At 49.2% G+C, this 16034-nt stretch carries 13 protein-coding genes and 1 pseudogene; 1 reads left to right on the top strand and 13 read right to left on the bottom strand.

Annotated elements, in window-relative coordinates:
- Position 1: 1 nt before the first annotated feature.
- From ACN4EK_RS19750 to ACN4EK_RS19730, 5 genes are all read right to left on the bottom strand, one after another.
- Complete coding sequence (locus tag ACN4EK_RS19750) at positions 2 to 1264, bottom strand: PrsW family intramembrane metalloprotease (protein ID WP_431659910.1); 1263 nt, start codon at positions 1262 to 1264, stop codon at positions 2 to 4.
- 120 nt (positions 1265 to 1384) lie between these two features.
- A complete protein-coding gene (locus tag ACN4EK_RS19745; RefSeq protein ID WP_431659909.1) occupies positions 1385 to 1591 on the bottom strand; it encodes a hypothetical protein in 207 nt (68 codons plus the stop codon).
- Entirely contained in the window at positions 1588 to 1758 is a 171-nt protein-coding gene (locus ACN4EK_RS19740) for a hypothetical protein (protein ID WP_431659908.1), read from the bottom strand. Before ACN4EK_RS19740 ends, ACN4EK_RS19745 begins: the two co-directional genes overlap by 4 nt.
- A 58-nt stretch (positions 1759 to 1816) precedes the next feature.
- Entirely contained in the window at positions 1817 to 2479 is a 663-nt protein-coding gene (locus ACN4EK_RS19735; RefSeq protein WP_431659907.1) for an SH3 domain-containing protein, read from the bottom strand.
- Positions 2480 to 3049: 570 nt separating this feature from the next.
- Positions 3050 to 3754: a response regulator transcription factor gene (locus ACN4EK_RS19730; RefSeq protein WP_431659906.1), complete on the bottom strand. Its 705-nt coding sequence runs from the start codon at positions 3752 to 3754 to the stop codon at positions 3050 to 3052.
- Between the two features lie 89 nt (positions 3755 to 3843).
- On the opposite strand from ACN4EK_RS19730, the gene ACN4EK_RS19725 reads away from it, so the two are divergent.
- Positions 3844 to 7248, top strand: a complete 3405-nt coding sequence (locus tag ACN4EK_RS19725; RefSeq protein ID WP_431659905.1) for an ATP-binding protein — start codon at positions 3844 to 3846, stop codon at positions 7246 to 7248.
- Between the two features lie 75 nt (positions 7249 to 7323).
- Here ACN4EK_RS19725 and ACN4EK_RS19720 read toward each other — a convergent pair.
- The 8 genes and pseudogenes from ACN4EK_RS19720 to ACN4EK_RS19685 all read right to left on the bottom strand — a co-directional run.
- Positions 7324 to 7743, bottom strand: a pseudogene (locus tag ACN4EK_RS19720) (IS630 family transposase); the annotation flags it as partial.
- Positions 7715 to 8482 (bottom strand): glycosyltransferase family 2 protein, encoded by a 768-nt coding sequence (locus ACN4EK_RS19715; protein WP_431659904.1) that lies wholly within the window; start codon positions 8480 to 8482, stop codon positions 7715 to 7717. The gene ACN4EK_RS19715 and the pseudogene ACN4EK_RS19720, both read right to left, overlap by 29 nt.
- Before the next feature lie 46 nt (positions 8483 to 8528).
- Entirely contained in the window at positions 8529 to 9695 is a 1167-nt protein-coding gene (locus ACN4EK_RS19710) for a glycosyltransferase (protein ID WP_431659903.1), read from the bottom strand.
- Positions 9696 to 9704: 9 nt separating this feature from the next.
- The gene (locus ACN4EK_RS19705; RefSeq protein WP_431659902.1) at positions 9705 to 10901 is read right to left on the bottom strand and encodes a glycosyltransferase; all 1197 of its coding nucleotides are present in this window, start codon (positions 10899 to 10901) and stop codon (positions 9705 to 9707) included.
- Between the two features lie 27 nt (positions 10902 to 10928).
- On the bottom strand, positions 10929 to 11972 hold the full coding sequence (locus ACN4EK_RS19700; protein ID WP_431659901.1) for a glycosyltransferase family 4 protein: 1044 nt from the start codon (positions 11970 to 11972) through the stop codon (positions 10929 to 10931).
- Positions 11973 to 12103: 131 nt separating this feature from the next.
- A complete protein-coding gene (locus ACN4EK_RS19695) occupies positions 12104 to 13261 on the bottom strand; it encodes a glycosyltransferase family 4 protein (RefSeq protein WP_431659900.1) in 1158 nt (385 codons plus the stop codon).
- A 2-nt stretch (positions 13262 to 13263) separates the two neighbouring features.
- Positions 13264 to 14679: a hypothetical protein gene (locus ACN4EK_RS19690; protein ID WP_431659899.1), complete on the bottom strand. Its 1416-nt coding sequence runs from the start codon at positions 14677 to 14679 to the stop codon at positions 13264 to 13266.
- Between the two features lie 32 nt (positions 14680 to 14711).
- A complete protein-coding gene (locus tag ACN4EK_RS19685) occupies positions 14712 to 15944 on the bottom strand; it encodes a glycosyltransferase (protein WP_431659898.1) in 1233 nt (410 codons plus the stop codon).
- Between the last annotated feature and the right edge of the window lie 90 nt (positions 15945 to 16034).

The raw sequence follows: 16034 nt of genomic DNA, 5'->3' as shown, positions 1-16034 counted from the left end.
ACTAACTAAATGGGTGCCGCATTTTCGTATCCCGCAATCGCTGTAATTCTGATCGCCAAGATGTCACCAGGTGATCGCTGTCCACATCCTGCCCCTGTTGTTGTACCCGCCATTTACGAAATGCTAGTTCATTCTGGGCTTTGACAATGGCGGCAGAGGTGCGGCGATCGTATTGGGGAATACGGCGTGTCTGAAAACTGCGATCGCGCTTCACGGCTTCATACTCTTCCGGCGTAATCACAGGTTCCGACTCATCGGCAAGCTGTTCCCGGATCACGCTTCGTTCCCAAATGCCGCTCTGCCAGAGCATCACCCCCAAAATCACAAAAAACGGCAAAAAGCCGACCAGTCGCAGGGCACTATGCTGCACCCACTGATTCAGCAAGGGTTCCACAACGACGGGGGCGGCAGCAGCTTTAGGGTCATCTACAAATGGCTTACCGGTGGTCAAATAGACGAACAGTGCAAAGAGTAACCCCAGCGCATTGTTGAGAAAATGACCCGAAAATCCTAGTAGCCAGCCGCCAATGGGTGCCGCAATGCGTAACCAGCGTCGCGTCGTTTGACGGGCTAACCCCAGGCCCATGCCAAACAGTCCCGTGTAGAGAGCATGACCCGCAAATCCAAACAGGGCAAAGCGATCGGCGATTTGAAAATACAGCGGCATATCACCCGTGGAGTGAAACCCATTGGTAATGTAAAGCGGCGTTTCCAGCAAATTAAAGCCAACGCCGACCAATGCACCATAAATAAAGCCGTCGCGCACATTATCAAACTCACTGCGGAATAGCCAGAAAAGTAGCAAGACTCCCAGCCCTTTCAAGGTTTCCTCGACAATTGGACCAGCGATCGGAGGTGCCAGAGTCCTCCCAGCACCTTCGCCCAAAATGGTTTTGATATTGGGGTAGAGCACCACAAAATCATCTAAACCCTTGAAAATAGCAGCGTTAATGGGCAGAGCAATGGCGGTGGCAATCACGGCTCCCCACAACACGGCGATCAGGTAAAGCCAGCGAGATTCGGGTTCGCGGCGATCGAGAAACCAGAGAATGGCAAGGGGTAACAGGGTCATGAGCAGGACGGCAATCTGACTGATGACAAAGACCTGCACATCCGCTGGGGAGAGGGCTGAGAAATAGTTACGAAACAGCGAATAGAGGCTAAATACCAACAACGTTGCCAAGACGATAATGGCAAATATGGCATTTTTAGAACGGCTGAGAGGCGAGCCGTAGAGAATTCTGGCAATATCAGTCGATGTCATAGAGCACTGGTGATAAGGGGTAAGATCGCCAAGCGATCGCATGAATCCACCACTCACGCGATCGCTTGGAGTAAAGATATTCACGACTCGATCAAAACTCGCGATCGCAAACAAATTTGACTAGCGATTGCAGTCCGCGTCATTGGTATAGACGATCGAGTCGTACTGTCCTTGTGACGTGCGAATTGAAACATAGGAATTACTGCCCGATTCACGCCAAAAGCTGTATTTATCAGGAGGAGCCGTAATCGTCTTGACAAACTCATAGCCGCGATTCTCTAACGTAGCCTCTGCCTGTCCGGCTCTAGCTCCTACCAGATCGCTCAAGCTCGATACCGGATGATATTGCTCGTTGCGACTCCCATTTCTTCCGCTGTGCTACGGATGCAGGCATTTCTGGAGCGTTGGGGAATCGCTTGTGCCACTAGGGGGACAGCAACAATCAGGGCGATCGCGGCGATTACACCAGTGCTTAAAACACTCTTTAATTGCATTACGAAAGGAACTCCTCAACAAAATCTCCGAACGAGTACCGATTGACTGAACCAGGGGTCATTCACCCCCATCGGCAAAGATGATGAAATCACTACGAATCCAGCCAATCGCTTTCGACTGCACAAATTGCACCTTGCACCAGTTCAAATCACTGCCACGGGTATCTTGATCTCTGACGCACTGAATCACCTTCACTTTGTCACCAGGCAGCCCGTAGCTGGGTGAACTGGAGTTAACCGTTGGCTGCGATCGCACATTAATCCGGGCGGTAGCACTGCTGGCCTTTAAGGTAGAAACGCCACGAGCAGCAACTGGGGTGCCAGAACTTCCACTATTTTGTGTGCCAGAGTTTTGTCCAGAGGGAGCAGTGTTCCAGTAAACGTAGATGGATTCAGTGGCAAGGCGGTAAATTTGCCCCTGGTCGCCCAATCCAGCTTGCCGATAAGCGGCACGACCATTTTGATCCCGATAGTTTCCAGGATTATTGCCCACTGGAACCAGGTCATAGCGTTTGCCATTTTGCAACTGAATACCGACAACCCCCTGCCGTTGCGAAAAGGTACAGGGGCCTGAAGCGGTGGCGCGGTCTTGCCCTTTGGGATACACATCGCATCGAGCCGTCACCGTATCTGCTTTTGCGGCTACAGAAATAACCACCGAGGCAATTGTGGAGAGTGTAGCGATCGCCAGCCTGAAATACGATTTTGCAAATGTAACCATGTTCAAACTTCCTGTAACACCAGAGAAAAATCTAACGCAGATAAAAGTGCTGAAATTTTCTTTGATCGTAGCTTAAGGCAAGGGTGCATAAATGAAGACGTGATCAAAATCTCTTAAGGTCGATCTGGAACGTTACGCAACGGCGAACCGAATCCTTAAGTCTCTTCGATTCAAATGTAGAAGTTCAGCAGCAGCAAATTTACCGAAAAGTTGTGGGATTTTTATTTACTCTGACCAAATTTTATTAAGCTATAATGTTTCCTGCTGTGTACCCACAAGTCTCTAGATGTGGCTATACCTTAAGTTCAAGCGCTGAAAGCAAATTCCTGGCTTGGGTGGCAGCCCACGTTCAGGGCTATCCATTACGCAAAACTTGCTCAAGCTCCTGGGCCAGCTTGGGTCTAGCTAACTTTGCCTCTGAACCTGAAGACAGAGCTTTTGGGACACACCCAAATCCCCTCCAAAAGGTCCAATCGGCTCTGTTGCAAACGAAGTGGTGAACCTGCCCTCTGGAGTCAAGCCGCTCTGCAACTCCGGAGAAGAATAAACTGGTGAGATGAGGGCAAATCCTCAGCGTCCCAGTGGCTTTAAGCGATATCCTAACCCATGCTTAGTTTCAATGAATTCTTCTGCCCCAACCTGCTTTAGCTTCTGGCGCAAGGTCTGAATATAAAACCGGACTGTAGCATCCGCCCGTGAATCATCTCCAGACCAGAGGCGATCAACAACGTGAGAGGGGCTGAAAACCTGAGTTGGATGTCGGAGCAGTAACTCTAACACCCCATATTCTTTCGAGGTAAGAGGAACGACCTGATCCCGAAACTTCACTTCATAATTGCTGGGATCAAGCAGCAACTCACCCCATTTCAGCAGGGGCGATCGCTGCCCCATTCCCCGACGCAGCAGCGCCCGAATTCTAGCCATTAGCTCATCTAAATCGACGGGCTTCACGACATAATCATCTGCTCCCGCATCCAGGCAAAGAACTTTTTGTGCGGTGGATGATTCTCCGGTCAGCACGAGAATGGGAATTTCTTGATTCAGCTCAGCATCGGTAACCTGTTCAGAACCCCTGCGAATTTTCCTGCAAAGCTCAAGACCGTTGAGTTTAGGGAGATAAAAATCCAGCAGAATCAGGTCATAAGCTTTCAATTGAGTCAGCGCCAAACCGGCTTCTCCGCCACTCACCCAATCTACCTGATACCGTTTGCAGGTTAGACCCTTCACGAGAGAAGCCGCTAGATCTTGGTCGTCCTCTACCAGAAGAATTTTCATCTGAGGTCAAACTCACCGGAACTGTGGGCAGTTTGTCTCTAATTTACCTCCTAAGATAAATATTAACAAGTTCCTCTCCTGCTGCAACCATGCCTACGTTCTGCCTTCGCCCGCTTACTCCGATTCCACTTCGCTGGGTTCTGATTGTGCCCTTTATCCTGCAAGCAGCGGGTATCGTGGCATTAGTGGGGTATCTGTCCTACCGGAGTGGACAGCAAACGGTTTCGGATCTAGCAGAGCAGCTGATGGTTGAAGTGGGCGATCGCACCACCCTTTACCTCGAAAAAACCCTCGAAGTTCCTCATCTCATCAACCAACTGAATGCCGATGCCATTCGTTTAGGGACAATTCCCGGATTTGAAAGCATCAATATCGCCACCCTGGAGCAGGTTTTTCTGCAACAAATCAAGCGGTTTCCCACCATTGGAACGATCGCGATCGGGAACGAACGGGGAGGCATGGTCGGTTCAGCCCACAACAAGTCAGACTTGAGCGTTTATCGCACCCAGGGATTTGCGAGGGGCATCTTTTCAATTTCTTACATGGATGCTGTAGGCAAGCGGACCCCTGCCCTTCTCATTTCTAAAAATTACGATGTTCGTAAGCGGGATTGGTATCAGATTCCTAAGCAAGCGGGGCAAGCCACCTGGAGTCCGATTTATCAACTGATTGCTCCTGCCCCTTTACTAAGCGTTTCTGCGGGGTTTCCCTTCTACGATCAATCCGGCAAATTTCAAGGGGTGCTAGCGACCGATATTATATTAGACAATTTCAACCAATTTCTGGCAAACCTGAAAATTGGTAAATCTGGACAGGTCTTGATTATTGAGCGATCGGGGTTGTTAGTTGCCAGTTCAACAAATCAACCCCTGTTGACTCCACAAGCAGGAAAATTGGAGCGAGTCAGAGCAATCGAAAGTGCCAATCCACTCATCCAGAATACAATGTCCCAGATTGCCCAATCGCTGCATCTGGAAACCCTCAACACAGCTCAGCAGCTTGTGATTTGTCAGGAAAACACGCCTCAATTTGTGCGGGTCATTCCCTTTCGCGATCGCCTGGGGTTGGACTGGTTGATTGTCGTTGTGGTGCCTGAGTCCGATTTCACCGCTCAAATTCAGCAAAATATCCGGACTACGATACTACTGTCCTTGCTGGCATTAGCAGGGGCGATCGCCTTTGGAATTGGCATTTCCAATCGAGTCACCACTCGCATCAGCCGCTTAGATCAGGCCAGTCGAGAGTTCGCCCAAGGGAATTTAGCCTACCCTATCGCTCAACCGTTACCCACCGATAGCTCCATTACCGAAGTCCAGGGATTAACCCAATCCTTCAACCAGATGGCGGAGCAGTTGCAGCAGTTGTTTCAGACGAAGGTTGAAGCAGAAGCCAATCGCCAGAGCGAAGCCCGATTTCAACAGTTAGCCGCGGCGGTTCCTGGCATGATTTATACCTTAACTCGGTATCCCGATGGCGCTCAAAAGTTTGAGTATGTGAGTTCGGCAAGCCGCACGCTGCTTGAACTGGAACCCGAACAGGTGCTGGAAAATGTTAGTGATGTGATCGATCAGATCCATCCCGACGATCGCTCATCCTACGATGCAGCCTCCACTCAAAGTATTGCGTCACTGGAACCCTTCTCCCTGTCCTTCCGAAATATCACCCCGTCGGGCAAGATCAAGTGGCTAGAAGCCAGTTCTCGCCCCTTACATAACGCCAACGGCAGCATTACCTGGTATGGCATTTTGTTGGATGTGAGCGATCGCAAACAAGCAGAAGTTGCCCTTCGACAATACGAACGCATTATCGCCAGCACAACGGATGGAATTGCTCTGATTGATACCCAGTTTCGTTATCAAAATGCTAACCCGACCTATTTAAACTGGTACAACAAATCCATTTTTGACATGATTGGGCAATCCGTTAATGAAATTATTGGTCAGGATGTATTTGAAACTCTTTTTCATCCCTACCTTACGCGTTGTCTGGTAGGTGAAACGATTGAACACAGCGCCTGGTTTGAAATCCCGACACTGGGGAGACAGTTCTTCAGTGTGACTTACTCGCCCTACCTGGATGAAACTCTGGCGATCGCTGGGATTGTGGTTAGCTTGCGGAATATTACCTCACTCAAACAGACAGAACAAGAACTGGAGAAAGCCAAAATCGCAGCAGAAACAGCCAATCAGGCAAAAAGCGTTTTTCTAGCAAACATGAGTCACGAACTTCGCACACCACTGAATGTCATTCAAATCATGACTCAGATGATGCATCACGCCACCATCCAGATTCCAGAGCATCAGGAATACATTGATCTAATTTCGCGGAACAGCGATAATCTACTCAGATTAATCAATAATGTACTCGATTTATTCAAGATTGAAGCCGAAAAAGTTTCATTAGAGAACAGCACAACAAATCTTTCTGAGCTACTTCAGGCAATCTACACGCTATTTAAACAGCAATGTCTTGAAAAGAACATCCAGATCAGCTTTGAAGTTGATGCAGCAGTACCAGAATACATTCTGGTCGATGCTCAAAAACTCCAGCAGGTTCTGATTAATCTCATCGGTAATGCGGTTAAGTTTACCGAACAGGGAGTAATTAGATTACAGGTTACGCTTGAAGCTGTTGAGGATGGAATGCAACAGCAGGACGAAACCATTTCTCTGGCTTTCGCAGTCGAAGACACTGGCGTTGGCATTGCACCCGAAGAGTTAGATCAGATCTTTGATGCCTTTGCCCAAGCCACTGCCGGACGACAGATCACGGGCGGTACAGGCTTAGGATTGAGCATTAGCCAGAGCCTAGTGCGTCTGATGGGAGGAAACATTACCGTTCAAAGCACTCTGGGCATCGGCAGTACGTTTCAGTTCGTGCTGCCCGTTCAATCTGTGACGGCGGCGATCTCCCAGTCTACTCACTTGAACCAGCACATATCAAGGTTGGCTCCGGGTCAGCCAGTTTACCGTATTCTCATTGTCGATGACCAGGAAGCCAATCGGATGCCCCTGATCCGGTTGCTGTCCGAAATCGGATTTGAGGTAGAAGCGGCGGCAACCGGAGAAGCGGCGATCTCTCTCTGGCAAAATTGGCACCCCCACCTGCTTTTGATGGATTTGCGAATGCCGGGACTGACTGGTTGGGAGGCAACCAAACGGATTCGGGCAGAAGAGATGGATGAGCAGGTGCGCCAGGTGAAACGAGAAGCAATGGGTAATGATCCCAACGCCTGTCCAACCTGGCCCGTTGTGATCATGGCCGTGACAGCTCAGGCCCTGGAGGGCGATCGCAAACTTTCCCTGGCAGCAGGCTGCGATGACTATCTCAGTAAACCGATTTCTCTAGAACTTTTACTGAACAAAATTGCCCAACACCTGAATCTCACTTACGGGGATGGTTTGACTGAGTCAGGCAGTCGCCCACCCGACTCGTCTGCAAAAACGGACCCCAAACTTCGTCGGGTAGCACAAAGGCGGGGTCAATGTCTGTGAAGCTCATAGAGTCCTAATCGCTAAAACCGAGTTATTGCAATCCTCTCACACTCCTAGAGGTTTTCGGATAGGCTTTAATTGCTTGGTTGCCTCATCAATACAAATCACAGGAATTTTGGGGTCATAAGCCGTTTGATACACCTCCAACACGCTTTCCATACGCCAGACAAACTCGGCGGATTGTTCAGGCGGAATTACCCAGCACTCTTGTCGCCAGGGTTGCAGTTCGTTTTTTCAGTACTTGTCGCACACTCTCGTGGCTCAGTTGCTCAACATAGTTCAACTCAACCATCCGATCTGCTAGCAACCGCAACGTCCATCGCCCCTTTCCCTTCGGTGCCTCGCTACAGCACAATGCAATCAAATGCGCCTCGACTTCGCCATCTAATTTTCGTTTTCGACCGCCACCGGGACGACACTTGAGCGCCGCTTCCAACCCTTCCTCGACAAATCGCTGACCACTCGCTCAATCGTTCGGATACTCATGCCAAAGGCATTGGAGTGAGAGCAAAATTTCAGCTAAAACTCGTTGAAAGGCATAGTACCACCCTGCCCGACCATCTAAAAGTCCGCGATTGAGGATTAGGCAATAGAACAGAATGATAAAAGGGGCAATCACTTTTTGCTTCCGGAGACGATCGCCTAAACTTAATTGCTTAGTTGGTGTTGCTAGTAGTTTTTGAGCTTCCAAAATGGCGTAACGATTCTGTGCCCAAAGCCAATGACTGAGGGATTTGCGATCGTCGTGATGGATGTAAGCTGATAGTTGCCCTGTATTTCCATCAACCTTTAGAAGCTGAGTGTGTCCATCATCAAAGTAAGTGGCGCGATCGCGGCGAAAAAGAACGGCACGAGGGGGTAATAACGTTGCTCGCAGCGGTTGACCAAATACACAATACTTGAAGCGAACAAAATAGGCATTTATAATTGAGTCTGAAGGGAGACAATTCATTTCAGTTATTAGTTCCTCTGTGATGTGATAATCAGCATCCAGGCTTAAAACCCATTCAGTCTGTACTTGATGTAGCCCATAGTTCCACTGATTAGCGTGAGTGTCAAAGGTGCGTTGAAATACTTGTACTTGAGGATAGGCAGATAGAATTTCTAATGTCTCATCTGTACTACCACTATCGACGACAATAATTTGCTTAGCCCAGGTTAAAGAGGTTAAGGTACGCACGAGATTTGCAGCTTCATTATAGGTGAGAATTACAGGCGTAATCGTGTCCAGCATAAAATGATTTAGGAGGGTAAAGGTAACGAAAACTTTAGGGTAAAGATTATTGGTAGTATTTGACTAAGCTTGATACAGTCCAATTCCAGCTATAGTGCTGACTAATTATTGTGCGGGCATCTTCGCCCCTTTGTTTTGCCTGGGCTCGGTTGTTGAAAAAGTGTTGCAGGGTTGCTGCGATCGAGGTTTGATCTAAGGGGGTTACCCAACCAAGCCTCGATCGCTCAACTAGGGGAGCTAACGCCACACCGGGTGTCACCAAAACAGGTAAGCCATTCGCCATTGCCTCCAACACAGCAATCCCAAAGTTCTCCGAATGGGAGGTTAGGGCAAATAAGTCTGATCCTTGCAGCAGCAATGCTTTGTCCGCTCCAGTAACAAAGCCTACTCGGCAGGTGCGTCCTGCTAATCCTGTTGTTTGCAGTAATTGCTGAACGGTGACTTCATAATCCGGTGATGCATTGCCAGCCAGAACAAACGTGAAGGGATAGTCGCGCAATTCACTTAACGCAGCAATGAGATAATCTAAACCCTTTTTAGGGTGCAAGCGGGACAGGAAGAGAATAATCGGCTCATCCGCTGGTAAACCTAAGGTGGTTCTCAGCCTTGCTCTTGCCTCTGGCAGGGGTGATGGTAGCTCCAGACCGTGGGGTAAGACAAAGCTGGGAGTGGGTAACCCCAGTTGGCTGGCTTCCTGTTGTTCCTGGTCTGACGTGAAGTGAAGATATTGAGCATGGTGCAAATTAGCTCGTTCAATCAAGTGCCAATAAAGTTGCTTTTTCCGATATCCCTGTTGTAATGACCAGTGACAGAGTTGCCCCAACGGTCGAACAATGTAGGGAATGTTTTGCCGCCGAGCGATCGCCATTGCTACAGTAGAAGCCCAGGAGAAAATAGCGTGAACATGGACGCGATCGTAGCCGGCAATATGCTGCCAGAGCCAGGTTGCCAACGATGACGAAAAGGCAAATTCGCGGATGGGTGCGATCGGTGGAGAAAAGCGAGGAAAGAAACGGATTGGCACTGGCGTATGAGGGGGATACTCCAGCGGTTTATATAACGGCACATCCAACACGCCATCCCCATGATCGTTGGTAGTCAGAATTTCTGCCTCAACATTTTGCAGGCGTAATGCCTTAACCAGTTGCAAAATAGCTTCACTTGGCCCGCCGCGTAAGGGTGAGATGGAGGGAATCACATGTAAAACTTTCATAGGCTATTTCTAACTAATGGGTGCAGATGGTTGGAATTTGCTTTCTTTGGGGAACGGGTTAATCAGAGGTTGATTGAAGTGGGAAGCGAGCAATTGCCCCAATGTTCTGCTAAATGATGTGTAACCAAATTGATCGATCGCAACTTTTCTGAGATTTTCCGGTTGGTACATCAATAGATTGGGATAGTTACCCTGCAAGATAGTGATCAGCGTTGTCGCGATCGCCTGGGTATCATCTGGATCAACCAGTGCGCCAAACCGTCCCTGTCCTAGCGGATCAACCGCCCCGTCTAAACAACTGCCGAGAACTGGTTTGCCAGATGCCATTGCCTCTAAAAAGACGATGCCAAATCCTTCCAATTTACTCGGTAATGCAAATACATCACACAGGTTATAGTAATCAGCCAGTTCATCATCAAAGACAAAGCCCGTGAGGGTAACACAGTCTTGCAGTTGCCGTTCTGCAATCAGGGCTTCTAAGCGTTGCCGATCGTTGCCTTCACCCACAATCAGATAACGCAGATCGGGCATTGTTTGACGCATTTGCGGTAAGGCATCCAGTACCCGATCGTAGGGATGATAGGCTTCCCCTGCCGCCAACCGATTGACCGTTAAAATCACGGGTTGATCCACCTTAAGGTTATATCGCTGAAGTAGATGAGTCGGTTTAGCCGCCAGTTGAAACCGTTGTCCATCAAAGGTATTGGGCAATAGAGACACTCGCTCCGGCTCCAAATGTTGCTCCTGTAACAGCCGATCGCGAGTATAGGTACTCACCGCCAACACGCGATCGGCATGGACAATGGCACGCTTCAGATCTGGACGTTGCACATCCCAGGCTTCAAACCCGTGTGCCACCACCCAGTAGGGAATCCCCAGCACCTGCTTTAGCCAGTAGGCGGCAACCGCAAAGTTTAAATGCGTGCTGATTACCAGATCGGGGGGGTGGTTAATGCTGGCTGCCAGAGCTTTAGTCGCAAAAGCAGGTGCCCGGAATTGTGGGGGGAAGGTTCCCGTAAAATGAAAGCGTGATGGAGCCTCGGCTGGCTGCTGCCAACCCCGATCGTGCATGAGACAAATCTCCGGTCGGAGTTCTGGATACAGGTCTTTCAATGCCTGGAGCAAGAAACCAGAGTAGGTTTCAATGCCACCTTTGAGATCAAACAGGCTGGGAGCCCAGAGATGAATTGAGGGAGTCGTGTTCATGGTGAAGCTGGTGAAGAATCAAGAGAATTAGCGGAACTGAGCAGCCGTAGGTAGCAAAACCCGCCAGAGCGGAAAACTGGTGATCACGAGCAGGCAAGAGGTAAAGCAAAGGGCGATCGGGCTGTGAGGGATGGCAAGCATCAGCATTGCCCAGGTAGCAAACCAGGCGGTGAGCGTCCAAATCAACCGGACGGCTGCCCGGACTGAAAGCTTGGCTTGCAAAAGTTTGTGGTGCAGATGGCGTTGATCGGGGAAGAAGGGTGATTTTTTATCCCATAACCGACTGGCAATGACTCGCACCATATCTGCAATGGGAACTGCCAGCACCCAGAAAGGAGTCATGGCTACCGCGAAGGTTGGGGTTTGCATTAAACCGACGGCTCCGATCGCTGCTAACGTAAATCCAATAAAGTACGATCCCCCATCGCCCATAAAGATGCGGGCAGGGTTAACGTTGTAATACAGAAAGCCAACCAATGATCCGGCTAACGCTAGCGCCAGCAACGCCAGGGGCGGATAATGCCAGCAGATCAGGCTCAAGGCAAGGGTAGCGATCGCGCTCACACCACCCGCTAACCCATCCAGTCCGTCCAGCCAATTAATCGCGTTGGCAACTCCAGCTAACCAGAGGAATGTCATCGGTAGACTGAAAATCCCCGTAGGCACTACACCGATCAACGGAACAGGTAGGATCTCAACTCGGACACCCAGCGCCCAACTGAGACATGCCACTACTCCCTGTAAAAATAGCCGAATAAAGGGTGAAAGCTGAAACATATCATCAATTAATCCAATCCCAAAAAAGCCTGTAGCGCCTAACAGAATGCCGATAATGGGAGATAAAGAGGTCATTGATGAATTATCAAAATAGTTTGATAAAAGCATCAGTATGATTGCAAGTAAGGTTCCTAGAAAGATTGCAATGCCACCAATCCGCACGATCGATTGTTGATGGATTTTGCGCTTTCCCGGTTGATCAATATAATTCCACTGTAAGCCTAATCTTTGAATCAGTGGCGTTAAACTCAGAGTGGCGGTCGCCGCAATTACTGGAACAATCGACAAAAACATGAAGCACCTCAATCTGGTAATTCAGTAGTTGCTTCTACTATGAGACTGAGATGTTCGCGATCGTGTTTTTGTAAGCGGTTAGATCAAGTATACGTTTGTGATTTATGCAAACATCACGAATGAACAACTCACTACAATTGCATTGCATCTAGCAATCCTTGTGTAGTTCGAGCATAGTTGTAATCACGAATGATGCGGCGGCTCTGCTCTCCCCACCGTTTGAGCCGATCGCGATCGGCAAAAGCTGTTTGCAAAAACTCCGCAAGTGCTGTAACATCTCCAGATGGGAAGATCAAACCATTTTGTAAAGGCTGTACCAGGTCGGCGGCGCAACCCACATGATCACTGACCAGTACGGGTTTCGATAAACACATCGCCTCATTGATCGCCAGACCCCAGGTTTCCCCAGAGCCATAGCTGGGTAACACTACCAGATCCGCGATCGCGTAGGTGCGTGGCATCTGGCTCTGATTTTGAAAGGGGGCAAAGTAAATGTGGGTGTGATTCACCGCCGCTGCTCTCAACTCTGCTTCCAGTTTTCCGTTGCCGACAAACAATAATGAAACATTGGACAAGTTTGCCGCTAAAAAGGCGTGTAACAGATCCAATGGGCGCTTTTTGGCAATTAATTTACCCGCAAACAGAATCACGGCATGGTGCGCTGGAATACCCAACTCCTGTTTCCAGAGAGCCGCTTGAGTGGTGGCTGGAATAGCCTGGTTAAAAAACCGATCGTTCTCTACAGCATGGGGTGAAAAGAACAGGCGTTGCGGTGAAACCTGGTGCGATCGAAAGTAGTGGTAGTTCGCTTGACCAACATAGAGGCAGGCTGAAAAGTGCCGAAAGAGTTGGGTAATCCATTGTTGCTTGAGCCAGGGCTTGAAACCGCGATCGGGGACTAACCGATGAGAATCCCCCCGAAATAACATAGGAGTGTCTTGCCACTGCCAGAGAAACCGATACAGACTGGCATAGTTGTAATTCATCAATAACACGGCATCAGGCTGATACGCCTTGACTTGGGGGATCAGGGAGGGATTCTGTAATCCCCAAAAGTGTTGAGTGCCAGGAGTCGGACTGACGTTGGGCACGAATTCCCACTCGTAGCCTGCTAACAACGGAATATCCCACTCAATCACTTGTTGAAACCCCGGATCAAGCTGATCACTCACACCAAAATCCCACAGATAAAACACCCGCAATTCACATGCCGCCTGATGGGTCAGATAGCGAAACCAGGGCGCATAATATTGGATGGGATGGGACGTAATAATAGCCAGTCGTTTCATGATCAGGAAGGCAGTCGGTGGGTGGATAGGGGACGTTGCAATTTCATAAAGGCGACGCGAATCCCCAAAATCGGCACAGACGACTGAAACAGCGTGGCTGCATACACTCCCGCCGTCCACTCGGTAGAGGCCAGTGCCAGACTTAACACCAACACACAAAACATGGTGCGGGCTGAAAAGGCAGGCATCCCGATCGCTAGCCGAGTCACTGCTCCATAGAAAGCTCCTAAGAGCGCCCCAATGCCAGCACAGCCAATTAAACCAAAATTGGCATAGGCTTCTGGTAACAGTCCCCAGGCGATCGTGGTTTTCAACGTGTCCTGATAGGTTTGGCGATGAATGTGGATATTCAGCATGTGCGTTCCTTCATGACTGCGAATCTTGTTGGGTAGGAGAACACGGGGCACAAATAACAGGGGAATAATGGCATAAGTCTGCCCGCCCACATAGGAGTATTGAGCCGGAATTTTTTCCTGGGCCATCATCAGCATGTGAATGACGCTAGACCGTTCGATAAATGACTCTTTTTTCTCTTTTTTGGGTTCGTAGCGTTTCGGTTGGGGGTTCAGATTTTCGGCAGCATACCCAGACCATTCCTGAAACCAGGCAGGATACTCCCAGGGCTGCACATAATGAGACTCACTACCTGACCAGTATTTATGTCGCATTTCATGTTTGCCGTAATGTAATGGCATCAGCAACACTAAACCAATCAATACTGCAACTAATGGTAACTTTCTGCCACCAATCACATAAGCAATCGTCGATAGTAAAAATAAGGTGAGAGCTGTTTTCAAAATTAACGAGGCGGCGGCCGATAGAATATTTAAGGCTAAAAAGATCACGAAGGTTCTGATTTTCTTGGGAGGAAGTGACCCTTCCCCACACCGATATGCCAATACAAAAATCCCTAAAAAACTTAGACCTAAGATAATGCCGCGAACGATCGTAAATAAGTTATCTGGAATACCTTGCCACCCCCCAATCACATACATATTTAACAACGCCCCGGCTCCCACGATCGCAATAAAAAACGTTTCTGCTGATTCCGTCTTTAAAGCACGATAGGATTTTTTAGAATTATTTGGTGTCCTCACCAGTTGAATCCAGACTAACGTCCCACTCAAGAGAAAAAATGCTGTAGCGATTCCAGCATAGAGATGTTGCTCAGGCGAGTACTTCAAAACATTAGGATTCTCACTTAACAGCGGTAGGCAAAAAGTCCACAAGTAGGTGAGTGAGAAGAACGGAAACACCGGCATTCCTTGCACCTTGCCATCACACCAGAGGTAGACAGGATACATACAGACTGCCCCAATCAGTACAGTCGCACAGGCAGTCGTGGGCGCAACATGGAGTAACGCTTTGCGATTAAAAAACAGCAATAACCCAACCCCAATCCAGAAAATCTGGGTCATTGATTTTTGCTTTGGCATCATCACTTGACCTCTCACCGGGCATTACCAGTAGTCTGTAAACCGCGATCGAACACGGTGCATAATTTGCGCGTCATTTCCCGAGCGGTATAGCCTTGAAACGCGGTCCAATTAATTTCCGGTTGATATCCTTTGGCAAACTCTTGGAATTCACGTAAATAAGTGGTCAATTGAAGGTGTAAATCCGCCGGAGTGTTCGCACTAGAAAAGGAAATCACTCGACCAGCATGACACTGACGCAAGATATCGACAACGGAACTCTGGTGATGGAAAATTGCCAGAATCGGCTTGCGAGCCAGGATACCGGGATATAGTTTCGATGCCGTGTAGGTGGGATCATCGGAGCCGATCAGCAAAATGGCATCGCTGTCTTGTAAAACTTGTTGCGCTTCAAAGTAAGGCAGGCGTTGGGGATGTTCAGTTACCTGATCGGCAATCCCATATTCCTGCGCGATCGCTGCAATCGGCTGATGTAATTGGTTTGCGGTATAACTGGTTCCGACAAAATGCAGCCGCACCCGATTCCATTGCTCCGGTTGGCGATCGCGTTCTGTACGGATAGCGAGAAACAGCGATCGCAGCGCCAATTCCATATCTGTGCCCCCTCGACCCACATACACCCAATGTCGGTTGCCATCTTTGGGATCAAAAATCGATTGCTGAATCTGAAGCGATGCTAACTGGGCAAAATCCTGTTCCGGGGCACCGAAGGGGAGAACGGTAAATTGCTCAGGACGTAGCCAGGGGTAGCGCTGTTGCAACTGGTGGGGGTAAGCAGGTGAAACACTGACAATTTGACTGACCCGTCGCAGGGCTTGGGGTTCCAGGATGCTAGCCATCCATTTATCCACGGCATACCGCAGTCTACCGCCGGGACGCTGCCGAGTTGGGGCGGCATCTACTCGCCAGGGATCTTGAAAGTCCAACACATAGGGGATTCCAAATTTCCGCTGCCAGCGATCGCCCAGGATCATTACCGGGAAGATCGTGGTCGAGAAAAATACCAGATCAAAGGATGAAGTCGCTAGTAAGCGATCGCCTGCCTGTGCTAGAAAGGGCAGACACCGCAACCCTAAATTTCCTAGACCAAATTTGCGCGTGAATTGAACCGGAAATGCCCTGCTGTAAGTAATTCTCAGATTTTTTGGGAGAGCCTGATACAGCCTGTCATCGCTGGCATGTTCAACCTGATCCGGTTGTACGGTCAGAATATGTGCCTCCCAACCAAACTCCCTGAAATACGGCAATGCCGTTCTGATCCGTTGATGATCGGGGGCGTTGATCGGGGGGAAATGGGGGGAGACGATGAGGACACGGGCTGTCTCTTATACACATCT

This window comes from Pantanalinema rosaneae CENA516, from assembly GCF_050753385.1.
Classification (GTDB): domain Bacteria; phylum Cyanobacteriota; class Cyanobacteriia; order Leptolyngbyales; family Leptolyngbyaceae; genus Pantanalinema; species Pantanalinema rosaneae.
Note: the sequence above shows the minus strand (reverse complement) of the source record. Positions and strands in the feature narration are given on the sequence as shown.

Excerpts from the sequence above, each read along its gene's own strand:
- ACN4EK_RS19735 (WP_431659907.1), bottom strand. The coding sequence starts at position 2,479 with ATGGTTACATTTGCAAAATCGTATTTCAGGCTGGCGATCGCTACACTC.
- ACN4EK_RS19740 (WP_431659908.1), bottom strand. The coding sequence starts at position 1,758 with ATGCAATTAAAGAGTGTTTTAAGCACTGGTGTAATCGCCGCGATCGCC.
- ACN4EK_RS19705 (WP_431659902.1), bottom strand. The coding sequence starts at position 10,901 with ATGAACACGACTCCCTCAATTCATCTCTGGGCTCCCAGCCTGTTTGAT.
- ACN4EK_RS19700 (WP_431659901.1), bottom strand. The coding sequence starts at position 11,972 with ATGTTTTTGTCGATTGTTCCAGTAATTGCGGCGACCGCCACTCTGAGT.
- ACN4EK_RS19695 (WP_431659900.1), bottom strand. The coding sequence starts at position 13,261 with ATGAAACGACTGGCTATTATTACGTCCCATCCCATCCAATATTATGCG.
- ACN4EK_RS19715 (WP_431659904.1), bottom strand. The coding sequence starts at position 8,482 with ATGCTGGACACGATTACGCCTGTAATTCTCACCTATAATGAAGCTGCA.
- ACN4EK_RS19725 (WP_431659905.1), top strand. The coding sequence starts at position 3,844 with ATGCCTACGTTCTGCCTTCGCCCGCTTACTCCGATTCCACTTCGCTGG.
- ACN4EK_RS19730 (WP_431659906.1), bottom strand. The coding sequence starts at position 3,754 with ATGAAAATTCTTCTGGTAGAGGACGACCAAGATCTAGCGGCTTCTCTC.
- ACN4EK_RS19710 (WP_431659903.1), bottom strand. The coding sequence starts at position 9,695 with ATGAAAGTTTTACATGTGATTCCCTCCATCTCACCCTTACGCGGCGGG.
- ACN4EK_RS19750 (WP_431659910.1), bottom strand. The coding sequence starts at position 1,264 with ATGACATCGACTGATATTGCCAGAATTCTCTACGGCTCGCCTCTCAGC.
- ACN4EK_RS19690 (WP_431659899.1), bottom strand. The coding sequence starts at position 14,679 with ATGACCCAGATTTTCTGGATTGGGGTTGGGTTATTGCTGTTTTTTAAT.